Below are 18,818 nucleotides of genomic sequence, written 5' to 3'. Positions count from 1 at the left end.
CTAAATCACTCATCGTAGGCCCCGCGTGACAGGGCTGCATATTCCCTGGAATCCGGATAGCGGCGCCTGAGCTCGGTGACGAGACCGGCTTCCGCATCGCGGTCGCCGAGCTTGCGTTCCACGCGGATCGCCATCCACAGGGCTGCCGCACCAGGGTTGTCGCTGCGCGTGACGCGGCCTATGTAAAAGCGCGCACGCTGAAAGTCGCCGCGACCGTAATACAGGCGGGCGAGATTCAGGCTGGTGTCCAGATTGCCAGGATTGCTCTTGAACGCTTCATTGAAGTAGCGTTCGGCGGCGACGGCGTCGCCGAGCTTCAGACTGCATACGCCGGCGTTGTTCAGTGCCTTCGCCGGCGACGCGTAGCTGCGGTTCCTGGAAGCCGCCTCGAAATAACTGATCGATTCACGCACGCGGCCGTTTTGGCACAAAAACCAGCCGTAATTATTGGAAAAATCCGGATTGTTCGGCGCAAGCTGCATCGCACGCTTGAAGCTTTCCTCGGCCAGGGCGGTCTCGCCCATGTCCATATAAATCAGCGCGCGCATGCTGTGCGCATCGGCAAGCGTCGGATCAATCTGGATCGCCTGCTTGACTTCATCCAGCGCAGTCGCGATCTGTCCCGCTTCGAAGTAACCGACCGCAAGCTGCAGCCGTATCTGCGCCCGTTTCTGCGCATCGGTGCGGTCCGAACTTGTCGGCACGTCCTGCTGCGGGGCTTGCGGCATGTTGGAACAACCCGCCAGAACGAAAAGCAAAGCGGCCGCACACGCGGACGAGATGCCACGCAAGCCAGCGCTCACGAAGAGATCTCCACGATGCGGCCGAAGTTCTTGCCGAATTTGCTCTGGTATTGCTCCATGCGCTGCATTCTTTCCTGCACCCGGGTGCGATCCTGTACTTCGCCGGCCAATTGGCCGCAAGCGGCATCAATGTCATCGCCGCGGGTCTTGCGCACCGTGGTGACGATGCCGGCATCCATCAGGATTTTCGCGAAGGACTTGATGCGCTCCGATTTGGAACGCTTCAGGCCGGATTCCGGAAACGGATTGAAGGGAATCAGGTTGAACTTGCACGGCACCGGGTGCGGACCGCGCTGCACCAGCTCGATGAGCTCGCGCGCATGCTGGTCGCCATCGTTGTAGCCGTCCAGCATGCAGTATTCGAAAGTGATGAAGTCGCGCGGCGCAAATTCCAGATAGCGCTGGCAGGCCGCCATCAGTTCGGCCAGCGGATACTTGCGATTTAGCGGCACCAGCTCGTCACGCAGCGCATCGTTGGACGCATGCAGCGACACGGCGAGGGCCACCGGGCATTCGGCGGCGAGCTTGTCGATCATCGGCACTACGCCGCTGGTAGATACCGTGACCCGGCGCCGCGACAGGCCATAGGCATTGTCGTCGAGCATCAGCTTCAGCGCAGTGACTGTCGGCTCGAAGTTGAGCAGCGGCTCGCCCATGCCCATCATCACGACGTTGGTGATCTGGCGTTCGCCCTTCGGTCCGGGCGCGACGCCCTTGGACTTGCGCAGCGCGAATTCCGCCATCCACAACTGGCCGATGATTTCACCAACCGTCAGATTGCGGTTGAAGCCCTGCTTGCCGGTGGAACAGAAACGGCAATTGACCGCGCAGCCCGCCTGCGTGGATATGCATAGCGTGCCGCGGGTTTCTTCCGGAATGAACACCGTCTCGACCGCATTGCCGTTGCCGACGTCGACCAGCCACTTGCGGGTGCCGTCGGACGAGGTGTGATCGCTGATGACCGCCGGTGCGACGATATGCGCGCGCGTTGCCAGCTTGTCGCGCAGCGACTTGGCAAGGTCGGTCATGTCATTGAAGTCGCTGGCGCCAAACTGGTGTATCCAGCGCTGCAGCTGCTTGGCGCGAAACGGCTTCTCACCGAGTTCGGCGCAATAGGCGACGAGCTGCGCGGGATCGAGGTCCAGCAGATTGGTGAGTTGCGTCATGGTCAGGGTCTATCCGGAAGAGGCGCACCGCCGCTGGCGATGCGCATGTTTAACGTCGGTCCGTCGGGAGATTAACGGGAGTAGACGTTCAAGCTGGGGAAGAAATACGCGATTTCAACTACGGCGGTTTCAGCGGCGTCGGAGCCGTGCACGGCGTTGGCATCGATGGAGTCGGCGAAATCGGCGCGGATGGTGCCCTTGTCAGCTTTCTTAGGATCGGTGGCGCCCATCAGGTCGCGGTTCTTGGCGATCGCGCCCTCGCCTTCCAGCGCCTGGATCATCACCGGGCCGGAAATCATGAAATCGACCAGATCCTTGAAGAAGGGACGCTCGCGGTGCACGGCGTAGAAACCTTCGGCTTCGGCGCGGGACAGTTGCACCATGCGGGCGGCGACGATTTTCAGGCCAGCGTTTTCAAAACGGGTGTAAATCTGACCGATCACGTTTTTCGCGACTGCGTCCGGCTTGATGATCGACAGGGTGCGCTCGAGAGCCATGTTAAAAAACTCCAATGAAAATAAAGGGTTAAAGAAACGATTCGTCAATACGATGAACCGGTGATTCTAGCACGAAAGCCCTCCTCTCTGCGAGGCGACGCCAGCGCCGCCGAGAGAGACGTGCCAATACGACAAGGCATGCTATGCTGCCCGCTGCATCAGTCACAGGTACAACGACCACGGAGGAATTCAGCATGGATACCCGAATGCAACCGACCTATGCCGGCACCGCCGGCGCGTCACTGGCCCGCCATCGCGTGCTGCGTAACACTTACTGGCTTCTGGCGATCTCGATGGTGCCGACCATCCTCGGCGCATGGCTCGGCGTGCAGCTCAATTTCAGCCTGTTCACCGGCCAGCCTTTCATCGGCTTCATCGCCTTCATGGCCATTGCCTTCGGCTTCTTCTACGCGATCGAGCGCACCAAGAATTCCGGCCTTGGTGTTGCAGTACTGCTGGGCTTCACCTTCTTCATGGGTCTGATGCTGTCGCGCCTGATCGGCCATGTGCTCGGCTACAGCAACGGCGCGGCGCTGATCATGATGGCTTTCGGCGGCACCGCGGCAATCTTCGCGGTGATGGCAACCGTGGCAACCGTGTCGCGTCGGGATTTTTCCGGCCTGGGAAAATGGCTCTTCGCCGGCGTGCTGGTGATCCTGCTGGCTGCCGTGGCGAACATCTTCCTGCAACTGCCGGCGCTGTACCTGGTAGTGTCGGTGCTGGCGATTGCCATCTTTTCGGCCTATATCCTGTTCGATGTGCAGCAGGTCATCAACGGCGGCGAAACCAATTACATTTCCGCTACCCTGGCGATCTATCTCGACCTGTACAACATCTTCGCCAACCTGCTGTCGCTGCTCGGCATTTTCGGCGGCCAGCGCGACTGATCCGTTTTCAGAAAAATCGAAAGCCGGCGCAAGCCGGCTTTTTCTTTGGCGAACCGGCCAGCCGAAGGTTCAGTCGATACGATCGAACACCGCGATCGACTCCACATGCGCGGTATGCGGAAACATGTTGACCACGCCTGCCATCTTCAGCGCATAGCCGCCGGCAACCAGGATGCCGGCATCGCGTGCAAGCGTTGACGGACTGCAAGACACATAGACGACGCGTCGCGGCTGCAACTCCGGCGTACCTTCCCTCAGTGTGGCCAGCGCCTCACACACTGCCATCGCACCGTCGCGCGGCGGATCGATCAGCATCCGGTCGAAACGACCAAGGTCGATGAAATCCTGCGCCGTCATCTCGAACAGGTTGCGCGTCTGGAATGAAAGCTTTTCCGCCAGGCCGTTGACGCGGGCATTGTCCATCGCACGCGTGGTCAGGGCCGCACTGCCTTCGATACCGACGACTTCCCGCGCCTGGGTCGCGAGCGGCAGCGTGAAATTGCCCAGGCCGCAGAAGAGGTCAAGCACCCGGTCGCCCGGCTGCACTTCCAGAAGCCGCAGCGCGCGCGCCACCAGCACACGGTTGATCTGGTGATTCACCTGGGTAAAATCGGTGGGCTTGAACGGCATCACCACGCCGAACTCCGGCAGCGTGTACTGCAGGCGGCTGTCGGTCGGGTAAAACTGGTAGGCGGTGTCCGGACCCTTCGGTTGCAGCCACCACTGCACCGCATGTCGATCCGCGAAAGCGCGCAACGCTGCCTCGTCGGCTTCAGACAGTGGCGCCATGTTGCGCATCACCAGCGCGGTGATCATGCCGTTCTCGCTGTCGCCGACGGCAAGCTCGAGTTGTGGAACCTGATCACGAATCGACAGCGAGGCGATCAGCGCGCGCAGCGGTACCAGGAGATCCGAAACATGACGCGGCACGACCTCGCAGGAGCGCATGTCGGTAATGAACCCGGACTTCTTTTCATGGAAGCCGACCAGCACGCCACCCTTCTTGGCCACGTAGCGAACCGAAAACCGGGCGCGGTAGCGATAGCCCCAAGTGGGACCATGGATGGGCCGCAGCATCAGTTCAGGCCTCACGCGGCCGATATGCTTCAGGTTGTCTTCCAGCACCCGCTGCTTGGCCGCGACCTGCGCGGCGGGATCGATATGCTGCATCGCACAGCCGCCGCAAGTGCCAACATACTCGCAGCGCGGCTTAACCCGCAGCGCGCTTTCGCGATGCACTTCGACCAGGGTCGCCGCTTCCCATTTCGCCTTGCGCCGAAACGACTGAAAACTGACTTGTTCGCCGGGCAGCGCGCCTTCAACGAAGATCACCTTGCCGGGCGTGCCATCCTCGTTCTGCAGATGGCCGACGCCGCGCGCCTCCATGTCGAGGGATTCGATGGTAATGAGGGGTAGAGACATGCTCGGAAATGGATGGGCAGCCGTAGCTGCCGCGCAAAAGGGCACGATTATGGACGCAATTGCGGCTTCGGCCAAGCGTCCAGGTATTCGCGCCAGTGCGGCGCATCCATCGTCTCCAGCGTCGAGCGCACCAACGCGACCTCGTCGCCATAGTCCGCGCGCGAGATTGCGCCGCGCATCATCTGGAAGCGGGCATAGACCAGGTAGGTGTTGACGACATCCGTTTCGCAGTAATTGCGAATTTCATCGAGCCGGCCTTCGCAATACAGCCGCCAGACTTGCGAGCCGTCGACGCCGAGCTTGCCGGGAAAGCCGCACAGCTTGGCGAGGTCATCCAGCGGCGCATTTGCGCGACCGGTGAACATCGCAAGCAGGTCCATCAGGTCGAGGTGGCGGTGGTGGTAGCGGCTGATGTAGTTGTTCCACTTGAAGTCGCGATCCTCGTCACCCATGTCCCAGTAACGTGGCGCCTGCACGCCATGGATCATCGCCCGGTAATGCAGCACCGGCAGATCGAAGCCGCCGCCATTCCATGACACCAGCTGCGGCGTATAGCGCTCGATGATGCGGAAGAAATCCGTCACCAGCTTGCCTTCGCCATCCTCGAGGCTACCGAGCGAGCGTACGCGAAAGCCCTCGTCGTCGCGGAACACGCAGGAAATCGCAGCGATACGATGCATGTGATGCGGCAGGAAATCCGAGCCGCCCTTCTCCCGGCGTGCTGCAAAGGCAAGTTCGGCGACCTGTTCATCCGAGAGCGCGGCATCATGCCCGTTCAGCGTTCTCAAACCGGCCACATCCGGAATGGTCTCGATATCAAACACCAGCACCGGCGTCATAGCAGCGCATCCTTGCCGACGCCGCGCGCGGCCAGTGCGCGCTTCAGCTTGATCAATGCTTCCTGCTGAATCTGGCGCACGCGCTCGCGTGTGACGCCCATATCCACCGCCAATTCTTCCAGAGTTGCCGGATCCTCGTTGTCCAGCCCGAAGCGCCGCGTGATCACGACGCGCTGTTTTTCCGGCATATGCTTGAGCCACTCCCGCACAAGTATCGTTATTTCCTGATGTTCCGCCCGCGAATCCGGCGCGTCGTCGGCATTCCCGGGCAGCATATCCAGCAGACTGGCTTGCGGATCGTTGTCCAGCGGCGCATCGAGCGAGGTCGCATGTTCAGATAGCGCCAGAATGTCCTGCACATCATCGACCGGCCGGTCGACCAGATGCGCGATGTCTTCGCAAGTCGCTTCCTTGCCGTCGTGGTGTTGCGCTTCAAGGTGATATTTCGCGCGCAGGACCTGATTGAGTTCGCGCACCATATGCACCGGCAGACGCACCGTGCGCGCCTGGTTCATGATGGCCCGCTCTATGCTCTGCCGTATCCACCAGGTGGCGTACGTTGAAAACCGAAAGCCGCGCTCGGGTTCGAACTTGTCGATGGCGCGCATCAGGCCCAGATTGCCTTCCTCGATCAGATCGAGCAGCACTACGCCGCGGTTGATGTAATGCTTGGCGATCGACACCACCAGCCGCAGGTTGTGCTCGATCATTTTTTGCCGCGCAGGGAAATCGCCTGCCTTCGCAAGGGTTGCGTAGCGCACCTCGTCCTGCACGCTCAGCAGCGGATGCATGCCGATGCGGTTCAGATAGTGCTGGGTTGTATCGGTGGAAAGCTCGGCGGCAAGCACATGCTTGAGCTCGTCGAGTTGCGGCGGCGTCTCGCCATCGGCCGGCTCGCGGCCTTCCGGCGCGTCCGTGTCCGCGTCGGCTACCGACTCCGGCAATGGGCCCGGGAGATCCTCATCTTCCAGCATATTGCGCGGGTCGGAATTCATGGCTCACCCTATCTGACGGGCAGGAACTTGGCCGGATCGACAGGCTTGCCCTGCTGACGTATTTCGAAATGCAGCTTCACGGTGTCGCTGTCGGAATTCCCCATCTCCGCGATGCGCTGCCCCTTGGTGACAGTTTGACCTTCCTTGACGAGGATCGCCTTGTTGTGTGCATAGGCGGATAACAGGTTACTGCTGTGCTTGACGATGACGAGATTGCCATAGCCGCGCACGCTGCTCGCGTACAACACGGTGCCGGCGCCCGCTGCGAGCACGGGCTGCCCCATCTTGCCGGCAATGTCGATGCCCTTGCGACCACCTTCAAAGGTGCCAACGATCTTGCCATCCGCCGGCCACATCCACGTGCCCGCGCTATCCGGCACCGGCTTGGATTCCAGCGCTTTTTCCGCAGTCTTGTCCGCGGTCTTCTCAGCATTGCGCGCTACATCGCTGCGCGCGGCAGCCACCACCGGCGTAGCCTGCACCATGGGTGGCGCGTCCGGCTTCTGCAATTCCGCCAGCGCGGCATCGGAATAAGGACGCTTCTCGCCATGCGGCCAGGTCTTATTGGCGGAATTGGCTACCGTCGGGCTTGTCGACGCGGGAGCGGTCGGCACCGGGCTTGTGCCCAGCGGACGCACTTCCACGCCGGATGAAGGGGGAATGCCGCCGGCCTGTGAACCGGCAGCGACAGGCGCGGCATCCGGTGGCGCGACCCGCAACACCTGGTCCACCTTGATGTCATTCGGACTGGACAGATTGTTCCAAACTACGAGATCGCGCAGGCTTTGGTTGTATTCCTGGGCGATCTTGTGCAGCGTATCGCCGCGCTTGACGACATACTGCCCGGGGCCGGCTTCCACCGGGCGCGGCTTGGGCACGGAAGCGGTGCGTGGTACCGGCGTACGTTCGACAACCGGCGCAACTGTTCTGGTCGTACCGCAGGCAGCCAGCGTCGCAGCCAGAACAACCATCCATGCCAGGCGCTTCAATTTCATTCTTACCATGTTTCAATCATTGCAATCAGAAAGCCACTCAGCCGACGGTTCCAGGACGCAGCGGCACGAAGTGACAATTTTCCAGTGTTGAGGTTTTCCAGGCCTGTGCGCCGACGCGCTCGATAAGCTGGAGAACCTGGTGACGCGCGCCGACCGGTGCTACCAGACGACCGCCCACAGCGAGTTGTTCGAGCAGGGCTTGCGGAACTTCCAGACCAGCAGCCGCCAGTATGATGCCATCGAACGGCGCGGCTTGCGGGATGCCAAGCATACCATCTCCATAGTGCAGCCGGATGTTTCCAATACGCATGGGCCGCAGGTTGGTGCGCGCCAGTTCGTGCAGTGAACGGATGCGCTCCACTGAGTAGACCTCGCCTGCCAGTTGCGCCAGCACCGCGGCTTGGTAACCGCAGCCGGTGCCAATTTCCAGTACCCGGCTCAGCATGCCGCCCTGGGTGTTGGCACGCATGACTTCGATCATGCGCGCGACGATGTAAGGCTGAGAAATTGTTTGATGGTGCCCAATCGGCAACGAGGCATCGATATACGCCTGGCTCGCCAGCGCCGGTTGCAGGAACAGGTGCCGCGGAACTGCATTCATGGCGGCAAGGACAGCCTCATCACGTATGCCCTGCTTCGCGAGCCGCCCGACCATGGCGGTGCGCACCCCGTCGGACACCATGGACATCGGTCGCGCGGCATCGCCTGGCGGACGCTGTTCGACAGTCTGCACCCGGTTACGCGTGGCGGTCTGCGGTGTTTGCATACGCTGCGCGCCATTGCGCTCGCCACGGGACGCAAGCGACTCCAGCGACAGTGGAAAACGTTTGCCTTCGCTCATGTGCATGCCCTTCTCAGCGCAGCAAGCTGGGCGGCATCGGTGAGGTCGATGCGCAGCGGCGTGATGGAAATATTGCCATTTGCGGTGGCATGGAAATCGGTGTCCGGCCCCGCATCAAGCGCCGCACCGGGCGGGCCGATCCAGAAGATGTCATTGCCTTGCGGATCCTTGGCGCGGATCACTGGCGCGGATGGATGCCGCTTGCCGAGGCGCGTCGGCGTCAGCGGCCCGATGTCTTCGTAAGGCAGATTCGGGATGTTCACGTTCAGCAGCCAGGGTTTCTGCAATTCGTCGAAGCGGCGCAACACAATTTCGCGCGCTACTCGCGCCGCTGCGTCCAGATGCGCCCAGCCGTGATGGACCTGAGAGAAAGCGATGGCAGGAATACCGAACAGGAAACCTTCAGTAGCCGCCGCAACCGTGCCCGAATACAGGGTGTCGTCACCCATGTTCTGCCCCTGGTTGATGCCGGAAACGATCAGGTCCGGTCGGTAATCGAGAATGCCGGTGAGAGCCACATGCACGCAGTCCGATGGTGTGCCATTGACCGAATACACATTCGTCTCGGACTGCACCACCCGCAGTGGACGGTCCAGCGTCAGCGAGTTCGACGAACCGGACCGATTGCTATCCGGAGCGACCACCGTGATGCTGGCAATTGTCGACATTGCCTCGGCCAGTGCCCGAATACCGGGCGCGAGGTAACCGTCATCGTTGCTTACGAGAATTTTCATGCGCAGATTCTAACCGAAGCCCTTCGACCGAATTCGCCCACCGTGGGGGATTTTTTACGGCATAATCGGAAAACCAAACGACCGTACTATTTTGATAACGCGATTGATAACTTGAGGAGACAAGATGAAAGCTGTCGTCTGCAAAACCTGGGGGCTGCCCGATACGCTGGTTGTGGATGAATTGCCCGATGTGGTTCCCGGCGAAGGCCAGGTTGCCATTCGGGTCGAAGCCGCTGGTGTCAATTTCCCGGACGTGCTGATCATCCAGAACAAGTACCAGTTCAAACCGGAACTGCCGTTTACCCCGGGCGGCGAACTGGCCGGCACGGTGACTGCGGTCGGCGCCGGCGTCGACCGCTACAAGGTGGGCGACCGGGTGATTGCCTTCGTCGGCCAGGGCGCGTTCGCGCAGCAGATCGCAGTGCCCATGAAGTCGGTAATGCCGATGCCGCCCGGTATGGATTTCGACATCGCTGCTGCCATTACGCTGACTTATGGCACTTCGCATCACGCGGTAGTCGACCGCGCGCAACTCAAAGCCGGCGAAACCATGCTGGTGCTCGGCGCCGCCGGTGGCGTTGGCTTGGCGGCGATCGAGATCGGCAAGGCCCTCGGCGCACGCGTCATCGCTGCCGCCTCCTCGGATGAAAAGCTCGAAGTCTGCCGCCAGCATGGGGCCGACGCGCTGATCAATTACTCTACCCAGGACTTGCGGGAAGCGATCAAGGCCGCGACCGACGGCAAGGGTCCGGATGTGATCTACGACCCGGTCGGCGGCGTGTATGCTGAGCCGGCATTCCGATCGATCGCGTGGCGCGGCCGTTACCTCGTCATCGGGTTTGCCAATGGCGAGATCCCGAAACTCCCCTTGAATCTGCCCCTGCTGAAGGGCGCTTCGATCGTTGGCGTGTTCTGGGGCGAATTTGTGCGGCGGGAGCCGAAAGGCAACGCGACGGCGATGGCCGAATTGATGGGCTGGCTCGCCGAAGGCAAGATCCGCCCGCACATTTCCGGACGCTATGCGCTGGCCGACACGCCGAAAGCGCTGAACGACATGGCCGCGCGCAAGGTCACCGGTAAGGTCGTGATCCAGCCGCAACGCTGAGGACAGCCGCACGGCGCCGCCGCTCAGCCGGCGGCCACGGCCAGCGGCGGATCTTCTTCGCGGTCCTGCGCGAAGAAAGCACACACGTCGTCCTGCTCGCGGGTGCGCTTGAACGGCGGTAGGCTTTGCCAGATGCGACGACCATACGGCTTGTTGATGAGGCGCGGATCGCAAATCATCAGCACGCCGCGATCGGTTTCGTCGCGAATCAGCCGCCCGGCGCCCTGCTTCAGGTTGATGATCGCTGATGGCAACTGGTGATGCGCAAAGCCGTTCATGCCTTTCTTTTCCAGCGCGGCAATGCGCGCAGCAAGCACCGGGTCGTCCGGCGGCGCGAACGGCAGCTTGTCGATGATCACCAGTGACAGCGCCTCGCCGCGCACGTCCACGCCTTCCCAGAAACTCTGACTGCCGATCAGCACCGCATTCCCGGCGGCACGGAAACGGTCGAGCAATTCGGTGCGCCCGGCTTCGCCCTGCACCATCAGCGGAAACGGCAGCTTGCGCCGCTCGAACTCCTCACGCAGCCGCTCGGCCGCGCGATTCACCGCCCGTATCGTCGTGCATAGCAGGAAGGTGCGACCGCCGGCCGCTTCGATCACCGGCAGCGCGGCATCGATCACCGCATCGTTGTATTCCGGCGAATTCGGCTGCGGCAAACCGTTCGGCACATACAGCAAGCCTTGGCTGCCGTAATCGAAAGGACTCGGCCAGGAGCGCGCCGGTTCGTTCAGCAAACCCATCTGCGCCGCGTAGTGAGTGAAGTCATTCTTCACGGCCAGAGTCGCTGAAGCGAAGATCCAGCTGCGTGGCGGGCCTTCACGCTGCCGGCTGAAAATCGGCGCGATCGACAGCGGGGTCTGATGCAATTGCAGCGATGAGGCGAAGGCTTCGACCCACAGCACCTTGTCCGGATCACTGGCCGAGGTGGATTCGCCGCCACCGGCAGCGCTCCAGGCACCCATGCGCGCAGCCAGTTCCACCGCGCGCACCCGGCATTGTTCCAGTGTCTCGGCCCGCTGCGCCTGGCTGTCCAGCACCTCGATCAGTTCGGCGAGCTGATCCTGCACCGCTTCGAGCGCTTCGAAGAACGGACTGTCGGACGCGATCTGGTGCGCGGCGAGCCGGATGGCATCCTGCGGAAATGCCAGCCGCAAATCACGTGCCGCGCGCTCCACGGCGCCGCATACCTGGCTCCAGTCCGCGCCGTCACGCGCATGCGCCAAACCTTCGGCCTGGGTGTCGCGGCACAACTCGATGAGTTGCGACGTGGACACCGTTTCACCGAAAAACAGCGTTGCGGTTTCTGGAAGCTGGTGCGCTTCGTCGAAAATCACGGTATTGGCTGACGGCAGCAGCTCGGCCACGCCGTTGTCGCGCAGTGCCACATCGGCAAAGAACAGATGGTGATTCACCACCACCACGTCTGCCTGCTGCGCTTCCTTGCGCGCCTTCATTACAAAGCAATCGTTGTAGTACTGGCAATCGCTACCCAGGCAGGTATCGCGGGTGGAAGTCACCTGGTTCCATACGGAAGCGTTTTCCGGCACCTTCGACAGCTCGGCCTTGTCGCCGGTCGACGTGATCTTGATGAAGCGCGAGATTTCACGCAGGTCGGCGACATCGGTGCGCGAAGTCAGGCGGCCGTTCTGCAGCGTGCGCTCGAGATGGAAATGGCAGATGTAGTTCGCCCGCCCCTTCAGCAAGGCCACGGAAACCGGGACGTTCAGCGCCTTGCGCACCGTGGGAATGTCGCGCAGATACAGCTGGTCCTGCAGATTCTTGGTGCCGGTCGACACAATAGTCTTGCCGCCCCACAGCAGCGCGGGAACCAGGTAGGCGAAGGTTTTGCCGGTGCCGGTGCCGGCTTCGGCGATCAGCGTCTTGTGGTTGGCAATCGCATCCGCGATCGCTTTCGCCATTTCGATCTGCGGTCGGCGCGGGCGAAAACCGCCAACAGCGCCGCCAAGCGGACCGGTTGTGCCGAACAATTGCTCGAGTTCGGCATCATGCGCGCCGGTGGCGTCCGGCGTTTCGTGTTGGGAAATCTCGGTAGTCAAGGCGAAGAAAGGGAGTCGGTACAAGAATGAACGCCGCGCGAATGCAGCGGCGTCGGACCCGCCATTGTACCGTAGCTTGACTTGCGCTCCGTGCCGCGGAAACGGCACGGCACCAGGCATCAGGCGGGGATATCAGGCACCAGCTGCATCTTCAGCAGCGTGATGTGGTCCTTCAGTTGCAGCTTTCGCTTCTTGAGCCGGCGCAGCTGCAATTCTTCATGAAACGGCTCCCGGGTCAGCATATCGATAACGGAATCCAGATCGCGGTGTTCCACTTCCAGTTCGATGATGCGTCTGCGGATTTCTTCGGGAGTCATGATATTTTCCGTACCGGCGCGGAAAATGTTTCCGTGCGGCACTTTCGTGTGATAATGCGGTGGCAACTCGACAGCCCGCAAGTGTAATCGAAGCCGAACCATGAGCCAATACAAGATCGAAGCCGCAACCGGCCAGCATATCGGCGACCGGGAGGAACAGCAGGACCGCGTCGCCCTGTTCGCCGCCCCACGGGCGCCGGGCACCGTGATGGCCATCCTGGCCGATGGCCGGGGCACGGGCCAGGCCGGCGCCGATGCCGCCGAACAGGTATTGCGCACCGCGCGCCAGATGTTCGAGGGATTTTCTCCGCTGACCGACACAGTGCAATCGATGCTCGAAAGCATTGCGCGCGAAGCGCACACGGTCATCAACTTGTACCGAATCACTTCCGAAGTACGGCCAGCCGCAACGATGGTCGCTCTGGTTATCACGCCGGATGGCATCGCCCACTGGGCGCATGCCGGCAATTCGCGCCTCTACCGCTTCGACGGCCCGAACCCGGCGCAACGTACCGCCGATCACACCCTGCAGGAACGCCTGATTGCCGAAGGCCGCATGTCGCGCGGGGATCGTGCTGGCGACAAGCTGGGCAATATGCTGGTCAACACGCTGGGCGGCGGCGCCGAGTCCAGCTTTCTCAGCTTCGGTCAGCATGAAGGGCTGAAAACCGGCGACGCCTTCGTGCTGTGCTCGGACGGGCTGTGGAAATATTTCACTCCGGCCGAACTCGGCGCGGTAGTGGCGACACGTGTGCCGCGCGAAGCATCGGAAATGCTGATCAGCAAGGCGCGCGAGCGCAGCGCCGGCAAGTCCGCTGACAACTGCTCGCTGGCGATCGTCAAACTGAGCCCGCCCGCCGCGCGACGCTGATTACTTGGCTCCAGCCGGCGCTGGCGTAGTCGCCGCGCCGCCCTGCGCCGCCTTTTCCTTCAGCTTCTGCTCGCGTTCGGCTACCTTTTCGGCAACGTGGCGCTGACGCTCTTTCGCTTCTTCCTGCTTGCGCTGGTAATCGGCGATGTTTTGCGCGCGCTGCCCTGCGCCCGCCTCGGATTCGCGTTGCTGTTCGCGCGCTTTGGCCTCGTGCTCGGCAACGCGGTCCCGTCCGGGAGCCGGCGCTGCGCGTTCCGGTTTTGCGGTCGCTGGCGGATTTCCCGTACCAGGAGGCTGCGCCGAAGCACGGGCAGCGCGATCCGCCTCCCGTTGCGCCGCCCTTTCCGCGTTTTCCTTTTCCCTGGCCGCGCGTTCCGGCGCTTCTGCCGCGTCGCGCTCGGCCTGCTGCTGCAGTGCCCGGTCGCGCTCAACCACGGTCTGCCGGCGCTTGTACGCTTCGGCGTCAACTTCCACCGCGCGTATCGTCTTCAGCGCATCACGCCGCTGCTCCTTCGCATGCTCGACGCAGGGACTGGAAAAGAACTTGCTGTAACAGGCGTATTGCGCATCGGCGAACTCGGCTTCCACCGCCGCGCGCTCCTGCCGTACTTCGTTCAAGGCCTGATCGGCCTGCTCGACCGTGTTGAAGCCGTCTTTCGGATAACGCTGCGCCAATTCCTGCGGCGTGGCAGAAGCGCTGCTCATCGTCAACAGCAACGTGGTGGTCAACGCGGCACATGCCGCGAGCAGTTGCGCAGCGCGCGAGCGCGGCATCGAAGAATGATTCATCAGGAAAGCGACTCCGAGACTTTGCGCCGTTCCGAGTCCATGTATTCACGCGACTGCATCTCGATGATGCGGGAAACGGTGCGGTGGAATTCGTTGGCCAGCATGCCCTCGGTATAGAGCTCCTCGGGCGGCACTTCGGCCGACATCAACAGCTTGACCTTGTGATCGTAAAACACATCGATCAGCCAGGTGAAGCGCCGCGCTTCAGAAGACATTGCCGCCGACATGCGCGGTATGCCCGACAGTATCACCGTGTGAAATCGGCTGGAGATTTCGAGATAGTCGTTCTGCGAGCGCGGTCCGCCGCACAGCGATGCGAAATCAAACCAGATCACGCCGCCGGCGCGGCGCAGGCAAACGATCTCGCGCGATTCGATGCGTATGCGCGGCTCCTCATCTTCGGTCTCGGCAACGCTGGCGTAGGCATGACGCAGCGCGCGGTCCGCCTCGGGTCCGAGCGGCGTGTGATAAGCCTCGACTTGTTCCAGCGCGCGCTTACGGTAATCGATGCCGGCATCGACGCACATCACATCCATGCGCTCCTTCAGCAACTCGATGGTCGGCAGCATACGATCGCGGTGCAAACCATTCGGATACAACGTGCTCGGCTCGTAGTTAGAGGTCATCACGAAGGACACGCCATTGTCGAACAGCGCCTTGAGCAGGTTGTACAGGATCATCGCGTCGGCGATGTCCGACACATGGAATTCATCGAAACAGATCAGCCGGTATTTCTTCGCAATCCGACGCGCCACTTCATCCAGCGGATCGGCCACGCCCTTCAATTCATCGAGCTGGCGATGCACGCCGCGCATGAACTCATGGAAATGCAGCCGCGTCTTGCGCACCACGGGCACCACCAGATAGAAGCTGTCCATCAAAAAGGACTTGCCGCGCCCGACGCCTCCCCACATGTAGACGCCGCGTGGCACCTGAGGACGGCTGACCAGGCGCTTGAAAGCATTCGAGCGCTGCCCCTTGTACGCAACCCACTCTTCATAGGCACGCTGCAGGCGCTCGATCGCGGCGCGCTGTGCAGGGTCAGCCTGGAAGCCGCGTTCCTTCAGCGCGTGTTCATAGTATTCACGGACATCCATATTCCTGGTCCCTCGCATGCTTCGCATGCGCTCACAAAAAAGGCGAGACCTTGCTCGCCCGTGGATTCACGCGCCTGCGCCATCTCGCGGGTGCTGCAGACGCAGGCTGCTATAACTTATAAACGCAGATGGCGCATGCGCGCCCTATAGCGGATTCATTTCAATCACGACACGTTCGGGCACGCCGCTTCCACGATAAGCGCCGCCGATGGGCACGCCAAAGCCGAGCCCGACGCCGACCGAGCCACCCGAGGCCACGCCCAGTCCGACGCTGCTAGCCGGACCGCCATACACGCCGGCACGGTAGATCACTTCGGAAGTTCGAAAGCCCGGCTTGTCGCACACGACGCGCAGATCGCCGGCGGTGTTGCGTACCGGCAGCCGCGCCGGCGTGGTGATCTGCGCGCTGCCTTCCACGGTCCGCACCAGGCAGCTAACGTCAGGAACGGGCTGGCCGCGGCTCACGGCTTCGAAAATCACATCGTTACTGATCGGGGCGCTTGCGCAGCCTTCCAGCACGGCGGCCAGTCCGGCCATTGCCGAGATTGCCGCCATCGAAAACCTGCGCATGCTTGCCTCTCTCAGTCAACGCTGCCGGCTCGTTCAGAAATTGAGCGAGCGCTTCTCCACCGCCAGCGCCGCTTCCTTGGTCGCTTCGGACAGCGAAGGATGCGCATGGCAGATCCGCGCGATGTCTTCCGACGATGCGCGGAATTCCATCGCCACCACCGCCTCGGAAATCAGCTCGGACGCCATGTGGCCGATGATGTGCACACCGAGGATCTCATCGGTCTTGGCATCGGCCAGGAATTTCACCATGCCGGTGGTGTCGCCGAAAGCGCGTGCGCGGCCGTTGGCCAGGAACGGGAACGTGCCGGCCTTGTAGGCCACGCCTTCGGCCTTCAACTGCTGCTCGGTCTTGCCGACCCACGCGATTTCCGGCGATGTATAGATGACCCACGGAATGGTGTTGAAGTTCACATGACCGTGTTGACCGGCAATGCGTTCCGCGACAGCCACGCCCTCTTCCTCGGCCTTGTGCGCCAGCATCGGGCCGCGCACGACGTCGCCGATGGCCCAGACGTTGGGCAGATTGGTGCGGCACTCGTCGTCGACGACAATGGCGCCGCGCTCGTCGAGCTTCAGGCCAACCGCATCGGTACCCAAGCCGATGGTATTGGGCACACGGCCAATCGAGACGATCAGGCGATCGAATTCGCCCTTCTGCGCATTGCCCTTGTCATCGGTGTACTCGACGGTCACGCCCTTGTCACTCTTTGTCACCGAAGCGATCTTCACACCCAGGCTGATCGCCAGGCCCTGCTTGGTAAACAGCTTGTAGGCTTCCTTGGCGATCTGCTCATCCACTGCGCCCAGGAAGGTCGGCAGACCTTCGAGCACGGTGACTTCCGCGCCGAGGCGACGCCACACGCTGCCCATTTCCAGGCCGATGACGCCGGCGCCAATCACGCCCAGCCGTTTCGGCACTTCGCCGATCGCCAGCGCGCCGGTGTTGGACAGGATGCGCTCTTCATCGAAGGGCGCACCCGGCAGCGCTCGGGCATTCGAGCCGGTGGCGATGATCACGTGCTTGGCCACGAGCGACTCATTGGCCGCGCCGGCAACAGCGATCTCATAGCCGCCCTCCGCTGCCTTCGCGAAGGAGCCGCGGCCGTGGAAGAAGCTGACCTTGTTCTTCTTGAACAGGAACAGGATGCCGTCATTGTTCTGCTTGACCACGGTGTTCTTGCGACCCAGCATCTGCTGCAGGTTCAGCGACAGGCCCTTGACCTCGATGCCGTGATCGGCGAAGGCATGGCCGGCCATTTCATAGTTTTCAGACGATTGCAGCAAGGCCTTGGACGGAATGCAGCCAACGTTGGTGCAGGTGCCGCCGGGAGCCGGGCCGCCCTTCTCGTTCTTCCATTCATCGATACAGGCGACGGAAAAGCCGAGCTGCGCCGCGCGGATCGCCGCGATATAGCCGCCGGGACCGCCGCCGATGACCACCACATCAAAATTCTTGGACATAGATTTCCTCTGTTCTTACACAAAAGAATGGCGGCCTTGCGCCGCCATTCGTTTTTTGCCCGACGCTTACAGGTCGAGCAGCAGACGTGCCGGATCTTCCAGCGCTTCCTTCATCGCCACCAGACCGAGAACCGCTTCGCGGCCGTCGATGATGCGATGGTCGTAGGACATCGCCAGGTAGTTCATCGGGCGGATCACGATCTCGCCGTTTTCCACCACCGCGCGGTCCTTGGTCGCATGGATGCCGAGGATGGCCGATTGCGGCGGGTTGATGATCGGGGTCGACAGCATCGAGCCGAAGGTGCCGCCATTCGAGATCGAGAAGGTGCCGCCGGACAGCTCGTCCAGGGTCAGCTTGCCGTCGCGGGCCTTGGTCGCGAATTCGCCGATCTTCTTCTCGATATCGGCGATCGACATCTGATCGCAGTCGCGCAGGATAGGCACAACCAGGCCGCGCGGCGAGCCGACCGCGATGCCGATGTCGAAGTAGCCGTGGTAGACGATGTCATTGCCATCGACCGAGGCGTTGATGATCGGGTACTTCTTCAGCGCGGCAACAGCGGCCTTGACGAAGAAGCCCATGAAGCCAAGCTTGACGCCGTGTTCTTTCTCGAACTTGTCCTTGTACTTGTTGCGCAAGTCCATCACCGGCTTCATGTTGACTTCATTGAAGGTGGTGAGGATGGCGTTGGTCGATTGCGATTGCAGCAGGCGCTCGGCGATGCGCGCGCGCAGGCGGGTCATCGGCACGCGCTGCTCGGGGCGGTCGCCCAGGGCCAGCTGCGTCGGCGCGGCGACTTGCGCCAGCGCCGGCTTGGCGGCCGGAGCCGGAGCGGCGGCCGGGGCTGCGGCCGGCTTGCTTTCCAGCTTGGCCAGCACATCGCCCTTGGTCACGCGACCGTCGCGGCCGGTGCCGGAGACATCTGCCACGGCGAGATTGTTGTCAGCCAGCATCTTGGCTGCGGCCGGCATCGCTACGCCGGAAGACGCCTTCGATGCTGCGCTGGCGATCGCGGCGGTCGCTTCCTGCGCGGCGGGAGCGACGGCCGCAGGCGCTGCGGCTGCAGCCGGTGCAGCGGCAGCGCCGGCCTTGGCTTCGGTATCGATCTTGGCGATCACTTCGCCGGCGACGACGGTGCTGCCATCGCCCTTGATGATTTCGGTAATCACGCCAGCGTCCGGCGCCGGCAGCTCGAGCACGACCTTGTCGGTCTCGATGTCGATCAGGTTTTCATCGCGGGCCACGGCTTCGCCGGGCTTCTTGTGCCATTGCAGCAGCGTCGCTTCGGCGACGGATTCGGACAGTTGCGGGACTTTGACTTCGAGAATTGCCATGTATGACTCCGTGTAGATCGGGTAAATGCAGCGG

General features: G+C 62.1%; 19 protein-coding genes. 3 read left to right on the top strand and 16 right to left on the bottom strand.

The window, feature by feature from the left end:
* Nucleotides 1–5: 5 nt before the first annotated feature.
* The 3 genes from pilW to ndk all read right to left on the bottom strand — a co-directional run bounded on the left by pilW (nucleotide 6) and on the right by ndk (nucleotide 2,466).
* The gene (pilW, locus tag JJB74_RS07570; RefSeq protein WP_325170106.1) at nucleotides 6–803 is read right to left on the bottom strand and encodes a type IV pilus biogenesis/stability protein PilW; all 798 of its coding nucleotides are present in this window, start codon (nucleotides 801–803) and stop codon (nucleotides 6–8) included.
* The gene (rlmN, locus tag JJB74_RS07565) at nucleotides 800–1,969 is read right to left on the bottom strand and encodes a 23S rRNA (adenine(2503)-C(2))-methyltransferase RlmN (protein WP_200591202.1); all 1,170 of its coding nucleotides are present in this window, start codon (nucleotides 1,967–1,969) and stop codon (nucleotides 800–802) included. Before rlmN ends, pilW begins: the two co-directional genes overlap by 4 nt.
* A gap of 71 nt (nucleotides 1,970–2,040) precedes the next feature.
* Nucleotides 2,041–2,466 (bottom strand): nucleoside-diphosphate kinase, encoded by a 426-nt coding sequence (ndk, locus tag JJB74_RS07560; protein WP_200591201.1) that lies wholly within the window; start codon nucleotides 2,464–2,466, stop codon nucleotides 2,041–2,043.
* Between the two features lie 194 nt (nucleotides 2,467–2,660).
* Between ndk and JJB74_RS07555 the strand changes: the two genes are divergently transcribed.
* Complete coding sequence (locus tag JJB74_RS07555; RefSeq protein WP_200591200.1) at nucleotides 2,661–3,353, top strand: Bax inhibitor-1/YccA family protein; 693 nt, start codon at nucleotides 2,661–2,663, stop codon at nucleotides 3,351–3,353.
* 69 nt (nucleotides 3,354–3,422) lie between these two features.
* Here the strand turns inward: JJB74_RS07555 and rlmD are convergent, their stop codons facing one another.
* Genes rlmD through surE form a run of 6 tightly spaced genes read right to left on the bottom strand, consistent with a single transcriptional unit; the run spans nucleotide 3,423 to nucleotide 9,179 of the window.
* Complete coding sequence (gene rlmD / locus JJB74_RS07550; protein WP_200591199.1) at nucleotides 3,423–4,775, bottom strand: 23S rRNA (uracil(1939)-C(5))-methyltransferase RlmD; 1,353 nt, start codon at nucleotides 4,773–4,775, stop codon at nucleotides 3,423–3,425.
* 47 nt (nucleotides 4,776–4,822) lie between these two features.
* On the bottom strand, nucleotides 4,823–5,614 hold the full coding sequence (locus JJB74_RS07545; RefSeq protein ID WP_200591198.1) for a 3'-5' exonuclease: 792 nt from the start codon (nucleotides 5,612–5,614) through the stop codon (nucleotides 4,823–4,825).
* Nucleotides 5,611–6,609: an RNA polymerase sigma factor RpoS gene (rpoS, locus tag JJB74_RS07540; protein ID WP_200591197.1), complete on the bottom strand. Its 999-nt coding sequence runs from the start codon at nucleotides 6,607–6,609 to the stop codon at nucleotides 5,611–5,613. The genes JJB74_RS07545 and rpoS overlap by 4 nt, the downstream gene beginning before the upstream one ends.
* Before the next feature lie 8 nt (nucleotides 6,610–6,617).
* A complete protein-coding gene (locus JJB74_RS07535; protein ID WP_200591196.1) occupies nucleotides 6,618–7,604 on the bottom strand; it encodes a peptidoglycan DD-metalloendopeptidase family protein in 987 nt (328 codons plus the stop codon).
* Between the two features lie 37 nt (nucleotides 7,605–7,641).
* Complete coding sequence (locus tag JJB74_RS07530; RefSeq protein ID WP_200591390.1) at nucleotides 7,642–8,445, bottom strand: protein-L-isoaspartate(D-aspartate) O-methyltransferase; 804 nt, start codon at nucleotides 8,443–8,445, stop codon at nucleotides 7,642–7,644.
* Entirely contained in the window at nucleotides 8,442–9,179 is a 738-nt protein-coding gene (gene surE, locus JJB74_RS07525; protein WP_200591195.1) for a 5'/3'-nucleotidase SurE, read from the bottom strand. The genes JJB74_RS07530 and surE overlap by 4 nt, the downstream gene beginning before the upstream one ends.
* 124 nt (nucleotides 9,180–9,303) lie before the next feature.
* Between surE and JJB74_RS07520 the strand changes: the two genes are divergently transcribed.
* Nucleotides 9,304–10,284: an NADPH:quinone oxidoreductase family protein gene (locus tag JJB74_RS07520; protein ID WP_200591194.1), complete on the top strand. Its 981-nt coding sequence runs from the start codon at nucleotides 9,304–9,306 to the stop codon at nucleotides 10,282–10,284.
* A 23-nt stretch (nucleotides 10,285–10,307) separates the two neighbouring features.
* On the opposite strand, the gene JJB74_RS07515 is transcribed toward JJB74_RS07520, so the two are convergent.
* Both JJB74_RS07515 and JJB74_RS07510 read right to left on the bottom strand, forming a co-directional pair.
* Nucleotides 10,308–12,206: an ATP-dependent DNA helicase gene (locus JJB74_RS07515; RefSeq protein ID WP_234484056.1), complete on the bottom strand. Its 1,899-nt coding sequence runs from the start codon at nucleotides 12,204–12,206 to the stop codon at nucleotides 10,308–10,310.
* A gap of 257 nt (nucleotides 12,207–12,463) precedes the next feature.
* Nucleotides 12,464–12,661, bottom strand: a complete 198-nt coding sequence (locus JJB74_RS07510; protein ID WP_200591192.1) for a YdcH family protein — start codon at nucleotides 12,659–12,661, stop codon at nucleotides 12,464–12,466.
* 100 nt (nucleotides 12,662–12,761) lie between these two features.
* Between JJB74_RS07510 and JJB74_RS07505 the strand changes: the two genes are divergently transcribed.
* A complete protein-coding gene (locus tag JJB74_RS07505; protein ID WP_200591191.1) occupies nucleotides 12,762–13,532 on the top strand; it encodes a PP2C family protein-serine/threonine phosphatase in 771 nt (256 codons plus the stop codon).
* On the opposite strand, the gene JJB74_RS07500 is transcribed toward JJB74_RS07505, so the two are convergent.
* From JJB74_RS07500 to odhB, 5 genes are all read right to left on the bottom strand, one after another.
* Complete coding sequence (locus tag JJB74_RS07500) at nucleotides 13,533–14,321, bottom strand: hypothetical protein (protein ID WP_200591190.1); 789 nt, start codon at nucleotides 14,319–14,321, stop codon at nucleotides 13,533–13,535.
* Complete coding sequence (gene zapE, locus JJB74_RS07495; protein WP_200591189.1) at nucleotides 14,321–15,418, bottom strand: cell division protein ZapE; 1,098 nt, start codon at nucleotides 15,416–15,418, stop codon at nucleotides 14,321–14,323. The genes JJB74_RS07500 and zapE overlap by 1 nt, the downstream gene beginning before the upstream one ends.
* Nucleotides 15,419–15,562: 144 nt before the next feature.
* On the bottom strand, nucleotides 15,563–15,988 hold the full coding sequence (locus JJB74_RS07490; protein WP_200591188.1) for a hypothetical protein: 426 nt from the start codon (nucleotides 15,986–15,988) through the stop codon (nucleotides 15,563–15,565).
* Nucleotides 15,989–16,021: 33 nt separating this feature from the next.
* Nucleotides 16,022–17,449 (bottom strand): dihydrolipoyl dehydrogenase, encoded by a 1,428-nt coding sequence (lpdA, locus tag JJB74_RS07485; protein ID WP_200591187.1) that lies wholly within the window; start codon nucleotides 17,447–17,449, stop codon nucleotides 16,022–16,024.
* A gap of 66 nt (nucleotides 17,450–17,515) precedes the next feature.
* Nucleotides 17,516–18,784 (bottom strand): 2-oxoglutarate dehydrogenase complex dihydrolipoyllysine-residue succinyltransferase, encoded by a 1,269-nt coding sequence (odhB, locus tag JJB74_RS07480; RefSeq protein WP_200591186.1) that lies wholly within the window; start codon nucleotides 18,782–18,784, stop codon nucleotides 17,516–17,518.
* Nucleotides 18,785–18,818: the final 34 nt, after the last annotated feature.

The organism is Noviherbaspirillum pedocola, assembly GCF_016632335.1.
GTDB classification, from domain to species: domain Bacteria; phylum Pseudomonadota; class Gammaproteobacteria; order Burkholderiales; family Burkholderiaceae_D; genus Noviherbaspirillum_A; species Noviherbaspirillum_A pedocola.
Note: the sequence above shows the minus strand (reverse complement) of the source record. Positions and strands in the feature narration are given on the sequence as shown.

Coding starts and splice junctions, on each gene's coding strand:
- JJB74_RS07555 (WP_200591200.1), top strand. CDS start 2,661: ATGGATACCCGAATGCAACCGACCTATGCCGGCACCGCCGGCGCGTCA.
- JJB74_RS07535 (WP_200591196.1), bottom strand. CDS start 7,604: ATGAAATTGAAGCGCCTGGCATGGATGGTTGTTCTGGCTGCGACGCTG.
- JJB74_RS07520 (WP_200591194.1), top strand. CDS start 9,304: ATGAAAGCTGTCGTCTGCAAAACCTGGGGGCTGCCCGATACGCTGGTT.
- JJB74_RS07515 (WP_234484056.1), bottom strand. CDS start 12,206: ATGGCGAAAGCGATCGCGGATGCGATTGCCAACCACAAGACGCTGATC.
- lpdA (WP_200591187.1), bottom strand. CDS start 17,449: ATGTCCAAGAATTTTGATGTGGTGGTCATCGGCGGCGGTCCCGGCGGC.
- rpoS (WP_200591197.1), bottom strand. CDS start 6,609: ATGAATTCCGACCCGCGCAATATGCTGGAAGATGAGGATCTCCCGGGC.
- ndk (WP_200591201.1), bottom strand. CDS start 2,466: ATGGCTCTCGAGCGCACCCTGTCGATCATCAAGCCGGACGCAGTCGCG.
- rlmN (WP_200591202.1), bottom strand. CDS start 1,969: ATGACGCAACTCACCAATCTGCTGGACCTCGATCCCGCGCAGCTCGTC.
- JJB74_RS07505 (WP_200591191.1), top strand. CDS start 12,762: ATGAGCCAATACAAGATCGAAGCCGCAACCGGCCAGCATATCGGCGAC.
- JJB74_RS07500 (WP_200591190.1), bottom strand. CDS start 14,321: ATGAATCATTCTTCGATGCCGCGCTCGCGCGCTGCGCAACTGCTCGCG.
- rlmD (WP_200591199.1), bottom strand. CDS start 4,775: ATGTCTCTACCCCTCATTACCATCGAATCCCTCGACATGGAGGCGCGC.
- JJB74_RS07490 (WP_200591188.1), bottom strand. CDS start 15,988: ATGCGCAGGTTTTCGATGGCGGCAATCTCGGCAATGGCCGGACTGGCC.
- zapE (WP_200591189.1), bottom strand. CDS start 15,418: ATGGATGTCCGTGAATACTATGAACACGCGCTGAAGGAACGCGGCTTC.
- surE (WP_200591195.1), bottom strand. CDS start 9,179: ATGAAAATTCTCGTAAGCAACGATGACGGTTACCTCGCGCCCGGTATT.
- odhB (WP_200591186.1), bottom strand. CDS start 18,784: ATGGCAATTCTCGAAGTCAAAGTCCCGCAACTGTCCGAATCCGTCGCC.
- JJB74_RS07530 (WP_200591390.1), bottom strand. CDS start 8,445: ATGAGCGAAGGCAAACGTTTTCCACTGTCGCTGGAGTCGCTTGCGTCC.
- JJB74_RS07545 (WP_200591198.1), bottom strand. CDS start 5,614: ATGACGCCGGTGCTGGTGTTTGATATCGAGACCATTCCGGATGTGGCC.
- JJB74_RS07510 (WP_200591192.1), bottom strand. CDS start 12,661: ATGACTCCCGAAGAAATCCGCAGACGCATCATCGAACTGGAAGTGGAA.